Genomic DNA, 9,282 nt, shown 5'->3' with positions numbered 1-9,282 from the left:
AGAACTCATATTTGTCCTCATTGTGGACATACTCAAGATAGGGACTGGAACGCAGCGCGGAACATATTAGAAAAAGCATTAAGTACGGCGGGTCACGTCGGAACTAACGCCTCTGGAGACATCGACCTCTGCGTGGGTGAGGAAACTCCTTCAAGTAAGTCGGGTCGTGGAAAGAGGAAACCCAAAGAGCAATCCTTGGAATCCCCCGCTATATCAGGTACTCCTGATTAGCGGCGGGAGGATGTCAAAGGTCTAAGTGCTTTCCCTTTAGTACAAGAAAGTTTAAAGATTTTTTTGGAGTATGCACCGGAATCAATCGACCCTGTTGAGGTGGAAATATCTCTCCAATCTTTTCCTGGTGTTGTGCAAGTAGAAAAACTCCACATCTGGACACTTAGCTTAAATAAGGTAATGCTTTGTGCAAATTTGACAGTTGAATGTACAACTATCCAAGAACGCGATCGCTAGGACAAGGCTTCCAGATTACAGATAGCTCTGGTACTTACACTGTGCCTGGTGTTCGGGGTGTAGTTGACCAAAGTCATATCTTCCAGGCTATGAAAACTGCGATCGCAACTCCGTGAATTAAATACACCGCTTCACTAAACACTAATTGAAAAGCTCTGTGTTGCAGAGATGTGGTAACACACGTCTCTGTCTCACAAAACTATTGCGGTATTTTTGCTCCAGTTCTTTTATCAAGGGAAAAAAATGACTGATTCCATCTTCCAGAAGTTAGCAGCTGCAACCGTAGGAACTGCTTTGATTTTTTCGTTAGGCGAGGCTATCCCCGCCCAAGCAGCAGCCCTAACTTATAATTTTTCTAACGACGATAAAACCCTCATAGGCAGTTTTTCATTCGACCAAGCAGCAGCAGACGATCAAGAAGTAACGATCGCCGAAGGTTTAAAGATTTCTGCTACCTTTGGTGGACAGTTATACACTGAAGCTGATGATCCTTTAGCCTCAGTTTTCACCGATTTTTCGGGGACAATTTTGAACGAAGCGGGGTTAGGGTTGTATTTTACACCTGGCACTTTTAACGTCTTCCGCGAAAGTTTTATCAATTTGAATGATTCCACTGACGCAGGTGTTCAGACTGTCACTTACACAAGCACAAGCGTTCCAGAACCAAGTTTGATGCTTGGATTGTCTGTGTTCGGGTTGGGTTTATTCTTAGGTAAAAAAACAGTATCTTCTAAACCATCAAGCACAAAAGCTTAAACCAGATTATCAAGAATCAACTTCTGTTAGGCGGTTGATTTGCATCTATCTAAAACAGGGTGGATAATCCCACCCTGTAAATTTTTAATATTTATTTAGTCTGGTGAAAACTGATACAAAGCCATATAAAAAAAGTTTTATCTAGAAACGATCACAATCTTATTTAATTTATCGAAACAGAATTCAGGAGTCAGGAGCCAGAATTATGTTGGGTATTTTTAACTTCATAGTGGATTCATCCACTGATTCATTCTGACTCCTGAATTCTGACTCCTGAATTCTGACTCCTGAATTCTGACTTCTGAATTCTTCTTCAAGAAAATTGCAAGGCTCAGATTCCCGACTTTTCTAAGAAGTCGGGATTTTTATTATTCTAGTTGCATGAAGAAAATATACATGGATTAGTTTAGATATAATAATGACTCATTCTTTGTTGTCCTAAGTGGAGAAATTAATGGGTCGCGCCAAAAAGGTTGTCCTAGCATATTCTGGTGGAGTGGATACTTCCGTTTGCATCCCTTACCTCAAGCAGGAGTGGGGTGTGGAAGAGGTGATTACCCTAGCAGCAGATTTAGGTCAGGGAGATGAATTAGAGCCAGTTCGAGAAAAAGCTCTGAAATCGGGTGCAAGTGAATCACTTGTGGCGGATGTCAAAGACAGCTTCGTGAAAGATTACGCCTTTGGAGCGATTCAAGCCAATGCCCTCTATGAAAATCGGTATCCTCTCGGAACTGCTCTTGCCCGTCCACTAATTGCTAAGGTATTAGTAGAAACAGCTGAAAAATATGGTGCTGATGCGATCGCTCACGGTTGCACCGGTAAAGGAAACGATCAGGTTCGTTTTGATGTCTCTGTAACCGCGCTCAACCCCAACATAAAGATCCTCGCACCAGCCAGAGAATGGGGAATGAGCCGTGAGGAAACCATCGCTTATGGTGAGAAGTTTGGTATCCCCTCACCAGTCAAAAAATCTTCTCCTTATAGTATTGATAAAAATTTACTCGGTCGTAGCATTGAAGCTGGTTTACTCGAAGATCCCTCATTTGAGCCACCAGAAGAAATTTATGAGATGACCAAAGCGATCGCTGATACTCCGAACCAGCCAGAGTACATCGAAATTGGTTTCCAACGTGGTATTCCCACAACCATCAACGGTATAGCTAAAAAGCCAGTTGAACTAATTGAAGAACTCAATCAGGTGGTAGGAAATCACGGTATCGGCCGGATTGATATGATTGAAAACCGTCTGGTAGGTATTAAATCGCGGGAAATCTACGAATCTCCCGCGATGTTGGTGCTAATTCAGGCACATAGGGATTTAGAAAGCTTGACTTTGACGGCAGATGTCACCCATTACAAGCGTGGGATTGAAGAAACTTACAGCCAAATCGTTTATAACGGTTTGTGGTACAGTCCGCTAAAAGTTGCACTAGATGCCTTTATTCAAAAGACACAAGAGCGAGTCTCTGGAACTGTGCGAGTGAAGTTGTTCAAGGGCAACTCTACAATAGTTGGGCGTTCGAGCGATAATTCCCTCTATACTCCCGATTTGGCAACTTACGGAGCCGAAGACCAATTTGACCACAAAGCCGCTGAAGGCTTTATCTATGTTTGGGGATTACCAACTCGCATTTGGTCACAGCAAGTTAGAGGTTAGGAAGATGAGGGAGATGAGAAGACAAAGAAAAATTTTCTCCCTCATCTCCCCACTTCGATTATTTACTCTTCTGCTGCACCCTTAACTTGACGAGATTCGAGCCACAGGGGCACAACAATTAAAGCAGTGAGGATCAGTAAAGCTGCGATCGCAAATTGACCCACCCAAGCAACCAATTGTTCTAGGGAGACAATTTTGCCAGCAAAGAAAGCTAATGTCACCATCAAACTAGCCCAAGCAACTGCTCCTAAAAAGTTGTATAAAAAGAATTTTCCAAAGGGCATTTCAGCTATACCAGCTAGTGGTGCAGCAAAAACTCGCAATAATGCCAGAAAACGTCCAAAAAATACTGCTTTAGCAGCATTTTGACTAAATTGATCTTTAATAGTCAGTAATCGCACTTCCGAAATCCGAAAAATGCTACCAACTTTTACCAGGAAAGGCCAACCGCTAACCCTACCAATCCAATAGCCACAAGTACCACCAATGACAGCACCCATAATTGCGTCACCGAGAACCAGCCAGAAATTTAGTTCATCGCTGCCGGCTAGAAACCCGCCCACTAAGGTTACGGTTTCACCAGGAAGGGGAATGCCTAAATTTTCTAGCAAAATTCCCAAAAAAATTGCCCAATACCCGTAACTATGGGCGACTTCCTGGATATTTTCTAGTGAAATCAGCTCTAAAGACATCCCGCACCGCCGTCTTTACAAATTTTTACTTTTACTATATCTTTGCTTGTTTTTGGGTGGGGTGTCAATCAAACCAATACATAGAGTTATTAAGTCATTAGTTTAATACTGAATAATCCATAGCTTATAGTCTATGGTAGCGATTAACTATTGACTCTTAACTATACATTTTCTGGAATTTAGTACCACAAGTTAATATTTATTACGAAGAAAATAAAAAATTTATAGAAAGTTTATAAAAATCCATTTAGATTGTGAAAATCTTGTAAAAGATACGGTTGATACCGAAATTGTTAGGCGCTTATGCCTATATTGATGAAAGTTATCACAAATTATACGGCATGAATACTGAAATAGTTTCTCTCAACTGTATGGCTGAAATTGCCCAAATATCTGGGTAAAACAGTCATTTTGCCGTTGAAAGAGAAGACGTATTGATGTCTTTTTTCAATTTTTTGTCAAGTGTTCCAATTACCCTCTTAAATTTATGGCTCTCACACAAGAACTTCAAGTGATTTTGTTTAAACCCCAGGGAAGTATAGATTTGGAAGGCGGTAAGGCTCTGAGTGAACAGATGGCTGAAGTAGTGCCTCAAGCTCATCAGCTCTGGGTTATCGACCTAGCAGAAGTCAATTTCATGGACAGTTCTGGGTTAGTGCCTTTAGTTAAAGGTTTAAAAGCTGCACGTCAGAGTGGTTGCCGCTTGGTTCTATGCAACGTGCAAGCTCCTGTACGGTTAATTTTGGAACTTACCCAACTAGATACAGTGTTTGAAATTTTTCACGCTTACGAAGATATTTTTACTACTGTCAAAGATAACAGTCTGGTGCTAGCAGGTTAGATAATAAATCTACCTATAGAAGGATGGCATAGTCAAGCAATATTTGCACTTTTTCACATTTTCTCAAGATAACAGTCTGGTGCTAGCAGGCTGATTTTCTTTTTTGTCTAGAAAAGTAAGTAAGCACAAGTACTTAATGACAAGTTGGTATAGGCTGTTTAAATCAGCCTGCACCGCTCTGGGTATAAATAATCCCATTGACTTTTAGCCGTGGGAGAAGTCAATTCGAGCTAACTGTTATATATCCGACCTAACTAGTGTAAGGAAGCAGGAGGTAAGAAAGGCTAAAATATCAGATTTTGCGTTATTTCTAACTCTATATTTATTTTTGCCTTGATGTGCTACTTGGATGTCTCCAAGATACTTTGCCGCGCCAATTTCTTACCTCTTAAGATTCCACCATAATGGTAATTTTAGGCATTCTGGGGAGTTGAAATATTCGCTTGTTCTGATGCTGGGCGAGGAAAATTTGGTAAATCAATGCCGCTGTGACTAGCATTACGAGTTTTGAGAGCTAAACGGTAACTCACACTTTGCAGTTCTGCTTGTAGTTGGCGGTTTTCCCGTTGTAGCATTGCTACCTTTTCTCTCACTGGCGTCATCCGCTCCTCAAACTTCCGACGGTAAATTTGAGGCAACTCTTGCACGACTTGCTCCAACATCCGAGTGCGATCAGTGAGTTCTTGGACTGACTGTCGCAATTGGTAAATTTCGGAGTCACGAGTTGTAATTTGCTCTTGGTAGAACGCCACCTGCTGCTCTACAGCCTGGAGTTGTTCTTGTAAAGCGTGTAACTGGGTGAGATCTCGCTCAAGCTCCGGCTGCTGGGGCATAAAACTAGTATTACCTTTTACCAGCCGGAAGAGTTCTTGAGATAGTTGTTGTACTAATTGATCGCGAAGCTGCAACTCTTGGCGTAGCTGCGATACTTCCGTAGAGAGAACTTGAATATTGGGTGTATCAGATTGGATCACAGTAGCTTAAAGCTCCCATTCAGAATCTTGTCCACTCTTAGGTATAACTGCGGGAGTACTACCTTTGGCAAGTATTTGTTAATTTAGCATTCCCAAACAAGTCACGAGAAAAGAAAAAGACAAAATTTTATTGAATGGGATTGGGGATTGGGCATGGGGCATTGGGCATTGGGCATTGGGCATTGGTTATTTCCCCTCTGCTCCTCTGCTCCCCCTGCTCCCTGTTCCCTTAGACTGTTGCAGCTACTTTAGTTGGCTTTTCTTTTTCCTCTTTAGGAGGTTTTTCTTCGGCGATTTCCTGCTTAACGGTCAAATAGCGAATCACTTCTTCACTCAAGCGCATGGCGCGTTCAAAGGGGGCGATCGCAGTTGCAGGCGCACCGTAGTTTAACTGGATGTAGATGCCATCACGGTGTTTTTTGATTTCATAAGCGAGGCGACGCTTACCACGATTTTGAATTTGGATATCCTCGGCGCCTTGATCGCGAAGCAAATTCTGATATTTAGTAATTGCTTGCTCTACCTGTTCTTCTCCCAGATCAGGACGAAGAATGTACATTGTTTCGTAACTTGTAGTCATATTTTTCCGATTCCTCATGGACAAAAGTGGCTGCTGATGTTAATTTATACCTGGTTTTAATTAAAAATGCCAGTATTAATCAACATCTGAAGCAACAAGGAATTATAATCTTACCAGTTTTCAATTTGAATCATTAGCCAAATCGCCGGAGTTTGGATTTTTGGGATGTCCCCAATGAAAACTAGGTCGGGAAGCAACCCCGATATTTCTTTACCAAGATTGATCAAGCTATTAGCTTTGCCAACGGGTATCTTTACCCTATGAGCATCTATAGCGATCGCTTTCATGCTCAAGACTCAATCGGTTCGCTAAAAAGCTAACTGATGATTGCTACCCGATCACAGCAACAAAAAATCAAATAAAAGGATATTCGTCAAGGTTATGGCGCAGCGCTATGTGCGAATTCAAAATCAAGAAGGACAGATTTATTATGGGATACTCCAACTATCCCTTAATGTCCAGGTGCTAGATGCTCCGCCCTGGTTACAAGGACAACCCACTGATTTGACTTTGACACCAGAAAATTACCAAATTCTGGCTCCTTGTGCTCCCTCAAAAATTGTAGCGGTGGGTAAGAATTATGCAGAACATGCAGCCGAAATGGGAACTTCAGTACCTTCTGAGCCACTAATCTTTCTCAAGCCACCCACGTCGATTATTCCATCTGAAAGGGAAATTAAGTATCCTCCACAATCACAAAGAGTTGATTACGAAGGAGAGTTAGCACTAGTGATTGGCGATTACGCCTTTGAATGCACACCAGAAGTAGCCCAAACTAAAATTTGGGGCTACACCATTGCCAATGATGTAACAGCGCGGGATTTACAAAAACGGGATGGTCAATGGACGCGAGCTAAAGGTTTTGATACTTTCTGTCCCTTGGGCCCTTGGATTGTGCGGGAATTAAATCCAGGAGCGAGATTGCAGACTTTTGTGAACGACGACGCTAACCCAGTCCAATGTGCCTGTATCGATCAGATGGTGTTTTCGCCCGATGTTTTAGTTTCCTATATCAGTCAGGTGATGACGCTACTACCTGGTGATTTGGTGCTTACAGGTACGCCGGAGGGTGTAAGCGCATTGCATCCAGGCGATCGCGTCCGCGTAGAAATTGAAGGTATTGGTCGCCTGGAAAACACCGTAGTGGCTCGTTAACTTCTAACGTACTTGCATATACACTGCATCGGAAATCGCCGGGATTTCCGCATAACGTCCGCTCACAGACTGGATGACTGAATATGCAACTGCTCCCACTATGCCAATAAAAATGGTTGTGGATAGGGTTTGGATTGCAAAACCACCAACGGGAACTAGCCCCACCACATCAGTAAGGATGCTAAACAAAAAGATAATGATGTCCAAAAGGATTGCTTGCATGGTGTTGAAACGAATAAAGTGACTAATTTTTTCGTTTCTCACTACCAGCAAAAATAAAGCAAAGAAAATAATCATTCCTGCATAACGCACGCCGTAGTAAATATTTAACAATGGCACGAGCGGCAAAAACAGCAGTTGTAGTGGTGGAAATTCTGAGAGCAAATATCTACCAAATACAAAAACTTCAACTAGAGGAAGCAAATAAGGCAAGGAAGCAAAAATCCGATCTGAAACCGTTGTAGACCCGCGCCAAGACATTATGCGTTCTCCTGTGGTTAAATTTCAATAGTTACTTGAGCTTAGGATAACGCAGTTGCTTGGTCTTGCTGATAAATTCAACTATTCTATATGGGCGATGCGAAAGCCCATCATGCACTCATACTGGTCTGGCTGCTGTTGAGTAAGTTTGTGAATGGCTTGACCACAGCGCAGTTGACCCTCACGCCAACGAGGTTGACCCCTCCCGTCAGCGAGTAAACAAGACTGGCAAACTTGCCCAGGGGCAAGGATTTGATCGTCCATTAAAATGACTAGCATCGAATCCCTCCTGTAAATCCTCATTGTCAAACAATTTTGGATTTTAGATTTTGGATTTTGGATTGACCCCATAGATATATCTAGGGTTAAGTGTTGTGATTTACGATGGTGCTTTGCGCCCAGCCTGGGCGATCGCAGAGGACACTTCAGAGCCACATCCTACCTCTTTGTAGCAAAAATGTGGGTAATCACAATTTAATAAAAATTGTCAAGTGAATTTTAATTTATTGTATGTTGTGTCTATGGCAAATTGAATATTTAGTAAAAAATGATACTAAGGTATTGGTGCTAAGTTGAGCAGAGATAGCTAATACTATCTCTTGTATCCCTGGTAATTGAGCACTGGAGAGTATCAAACTTAATATTCAGAAAACAACAAAAGCTTTACGCACAAGCAATAAGGCGACCTCTTGAAGTAACCTTAACGTGGCTAGTTAAAGCAAGAGAAGTCAAGTAAGTAAAACTGAGTTAATCTGATAGCCATTTAAGTGGGGCATTTCCAAAATACTGAGGTAAACTTGCAAGCAAGTTAATACACAATATTACTCAGCGGCTCGTCGGTCTGGGCATCACTTACAATGGAACACTGGCAATTTCTGATACAGAAACAAGGCGCACGCTCGTGGCATATCCTAGAATCGCCAAATTTGGAAATTTTGGAAGGACAGTATAGAGTTTTAGCTCGTTCTAACCTTCCTAATACAGACGTGGAAGTTCGGGTAACTCACTCTTCAACTGAGGAAGTTCAACCAACGCGGCGAATTTTCAAGCGATCGCGTCGCACTAACTCAGAAGGCTTAATGGCGGTAATTCCTTTTACCTACTTCCAGGCGGGAGTTTGGGAGTTGCGCTGTTCCGGCGATTTGATGTCGGAACTGCTCGGTAAATCTTGGCAATACAAAGTCCAACTACAAGTCTTGTCACAGGTGGGAGAGGAGCAGAGAAAGAATGTAGAATCAAATTCACTTGCTCACCCAAATACTATTTCTGAAAACTTAGAATACACTGCTCCAGCAGAACCCGTAATTACGTTTGATCACGCGATCGCTGTTTCCACAGAACTGGCAATTACTAAATACAGCAACCCCACTACCATTGTTCTGCCAGAAGAGAACTTAGAATACACTGCCCCAGCAGAAACCTTAACTACGTTTGATCACGCGATCGCTGTCCCCGCAGAACTACACAGCAACCCCACTACCATTGTTCTCCCTGATGAAGGGAACTTAGAATACACTGCCCCAACGGAACCCGTAATTACGTTTGATCACGCGATCGCTGTTCCCGCAGAATTACACAGCAACCCCACTATCGCTGTTCTCCCTGATGAAGGGAACTTGGAATGCACTGCCCCAACGGAACCCGTAATTACGTTTGATCACGCGATCGCTGTTCCCGCA

General features: G+C 42.5%; 13 protein-coding genes and 1 pseudogene. 8 read left to right on the top strand and 6 right to left on the bottom strand.

Annotated elements, in window-relative coordinates:
- The 5 genes from ABF638_RS35030 to ABF638_RS35010 all read left to right on the top strand — a co-directional run.
- The coding region (locus ABF638_RS35030) for a zinc ribbon domain-containing protein (RefSeq protein ID WP_435027386.1) at positions 1 to 231 on the top strand (231 nt) is incomplete at its 5' end.
- Positions 232 to 330: 99 nt separating this feature from the next.
- On the top strand, positions 331 to 468 hold the full coding sequence (locus ABF638_RS35025) for a hypothetical protein (protein WP_435027385.1): 138 nt from the start codon (positions 331 to 333) through the stop codon (positions 466 to 468).
- Positions 438 to 584 (top strand): hypothetical protein, encoded by a 147-nt coding sequence (locus ABF638_RS35020; RefSeq protein WP_435027384.1) that lies wholly within the window; start codon positions 438 to 440, stop codon positions 582 to 584. The genes ABF638_RS35025 and ABF638_RS35020 overlap by 31 nt, the downstream gene beginning before the upstream one ends.
- A 127-nt stretch (positions 585 to 711) precedes the next feature.
- The gene (locus ABF638_RS35015; protein ID WP_435027383.1) at positions 712 to 1,224 is read left to right on the top strand and encodes a PEP-CTERM sorting domain-containing protein; all 513 of its coding nucleotides are present in this window, start codon (positions 712 to 714) and stop codon (positions 1,222 to 1,224) included.
- 454 nt (positions 1,225 to 1,678) lie between these two features.
- Positions 1,679 to 2,881 carry an argininosuccinate synthase gene (locus ABF638_RS35010; RefSeq protein ID WP_435027382.1) on the top strand — a complete coding sequence of 401 codons (1,203 nt, stop codon included), beginning with the start codon at positions 1,679 to 1,681 and terminating at the stop codon, positions 2,879 to 2,881.
- 62 nt (positions 2,882 to 2,943) lie between these two features.
- On the opposite strand, the gene ABF638_RS35005 is transcribed toward ABF638_RS35010, so the two are convergent.
- Entirely contained in the window at positions 2,944 to 3,573 is a 630-nt protein-coding gene (locus ABF638_RS35005; protein ID WP_435027381.1) for a DedA family protein, read from the bottom strand.
- A gap of 487 nt (positions 3,574 to 4,060) precedes the next feature.
- Here ABF638_RS35005 and ABF638_RS35000 point away from each other — a divergent pair, with 487 nt between their 5' ends.
- Positions 4,061 to 4,414 carry an STAS domain-containing protein gene (locus ABF638_RS35000; RefSeq protein ID WP_435027380.1) on the top strand — a complete coding sequence of 118 codons (354 nt, stop codon included), beginning with the start codon at positions 4,061 to 4,063 and terminating at the stop codon, positions 4,412 to 4,414.
- A gap of 413 nt (positions 4,415 to 4,827) precedes the next feature.
- Here the strand turns inward: ABF638_RS35000 and ABF638_RS34995 are convergent, their stop codons facing one another.
- The 3 genes from ABF638_RS34995 to ABF638_RS34985 form a co-directional block, all read right to left on the bottom strand.
- Positions 4,828 to 5,388 (bottom strand): Npun_F5560 family protein, encoded by a 561-nt coding sequence (locus tag ABF638_RS34995; RefSeq protein WP_335108648.1) that lies wholly within the window; start codon positions 5,386 to 5,388, stop codon positions 4,828 to 4,830.
- Positions 5,389 to 5,617: 229 nt separating this feature from the next.
- Positions 5,618 to 5,968 carry a 30S ribosomal protein S6 gene (rpsF, locus tag ABF638_RS34990; protein WP_069072911.1) on the bottom strand — a complete coding sequence of 117 codons (351 nt, stop codon included), beginning with the start codon at positions 5,966 to 5,968 and terminating at the stop codon, positions 5,618 to 5,620.
- 110 nt (positions 5,969 to 6,078) lie between these two features.
- The gene (locus ABF638_RS34985; RefSeq protein WP_435027379.1) at positions 6,079 to 6,255 is read right to left on the bottom strand and encodes a hypothetical protein; all 177 of its coding nucleotides are present in this window, start codon (positions 6,253 to 6,255) and stop codon (positions 6,079 to 6,081) included.
- A gap of 94 nt (positions 6,256 to 6,349) precedes the next feature.
- On the opposite strand from ABF638_RS34985, the gene ABF638_RS34980 reads away from it, so the two are divergent.
- Entirely contained in the window at positions 6,350 to 7,123 is a 774-nt protein-coding gene (locus ABF638_RS34980; protein WP_435027378.1) for a fumarylacetoacetate hydrolase family protein, read from the top strand.
- Positions 7,124 to 7,126: 3 nt separating this feature from the next.
- Here the strand turns inward: ABF638_RS34980 and ABF638_RS34975 are convergent, their stop codons facing one another.
- Both ABF638_RS34975 and ABF638_RS34970 read right to left on the bottom strand, forming a co-directional pair.
- Positions 7,127 to 7,603: a Tic20 family protein gene (locus tag ABF638_RS34975; RefSeq protein WP_069072913.1), complete on the bottom strand. Its 477-nt coding sequence runs from the start codon at positions 7,601 to 7,603 to the stop codon at positions 7,127 to 7,129.
- A gap of 81 nt (positions 7,604 to 7,684) precedes the next feature.
- Complete coding sequence (locus ABF638_RS34970; RefSeq protein ID WP_069072914.1) at positions 7,685 to 7,882, bottom strand: hypothetical protein; 198 nt, start codon at positions 7,880 to 7,882, stop codon at positions 7,685 to 7,687.
- A 578-nt stretch (positions 7,883 to 8,460) separates the two neighbouring features.
- On the opposite strand from ABF638_RS34970, the pseudogene ABF638_RS34965 reads away from it, so the two are divergent.
- Positions 8,461 to 9,282: pseudogene (locus ABF638_RS34965) on the top strand (hypothetical protein); the annotation flags it as partial.

The organism is Nostoc sp. CALU 1950 (genome assembly GCF_051172895.1).
In the GTDB taxonomy this organism is placed as follows: Bacteria; Cyanobacteriota; Cyanobacteriia; order Cyanobacteriales; family Nostocaceae; genus Nostoc; species Nostoc edaphicum_A.
This window is presented reverse-complemented; position numbering and strand designations above follow the sequence as displayed.

What these genes read in the sequence shown, in the direction of transcription:
- ABF638_RS35020 (WP_435027384.1), top strand. Translation starts at nt 438, where the DNA reads ATGTACAACTATCCAAGAACGCGATCGCTAGGACAAGGCTTCCAGATT.
- ABF638_RS35015 (WP_435027383.1), top strand. Translation starts at nt 712, where the DNA reads ATGACTGATTCCATCTTCCAGAAGTTAGCAGCTGCAACCGTAGGAACT.
- ABF638_RS35010 (WP_435027382.1), top strand. Translation starts at nt 1,679, where the DNA reads ATGGGTCGCGCCAAAAAGGTTGTCCTAGCATATTCTGGTGGAGTGGAT.
- ABF638_RS35005 (WP_435027381.1), bottom strand. Translation starts at nt 3,573, where the DNA reads ATGTCTTTAGAGCTGATTTCACTAGAAAATATCCAGGAAGTCGCCCAT.
- ABF638_RS35000 (WP_435027380.1), top strand. Translation starts at nt 4,061, where the DNA reads ATGGCTCTCACACAAGAACTTCAAGTGATTTTGTTTAAACCCCAGGGA.
- rpsF (WP_069072911.1), bottom strand. Translation starts at nt 5,968, where the DNA reads ATGACTACAAGTTACGAAACAATGTACATTCTTCGTCCTGATCTGGGA.
- ABF638_RS34985 (WP_435027379.1), bottom strand. Translation starts at nt 6,255, where the DNA reads ATGAAAGCGATCGCTATAGATGCTCATAGGGTAAAGATACCCGTTGGC.
- ABF638_RS34980 (WP_435027378.1), top strand. Translation starts at nt 6,350, where the DNA reads ATGGCGCAGCGCTATGTGCGAATTCAAAATCAAGAAGGACAGATTTAT.
- ABF638_RS34975 (WP_069072913.1), bottom strand. Translation starts at nt 7,603, where the DNA reads ATGTCTTGGCGCGGGTCTACAACGGTTTCAGATCGGATTTTTGCTTCC.
- ABF638_RS34970 (WP_069072914.1), bottom strand. Translation starts at nt 7,882, where the DNA reads ATGCTAGTCATTTTAATGGACGATCAAATCCTTGCCCCTGGGCAAGTT.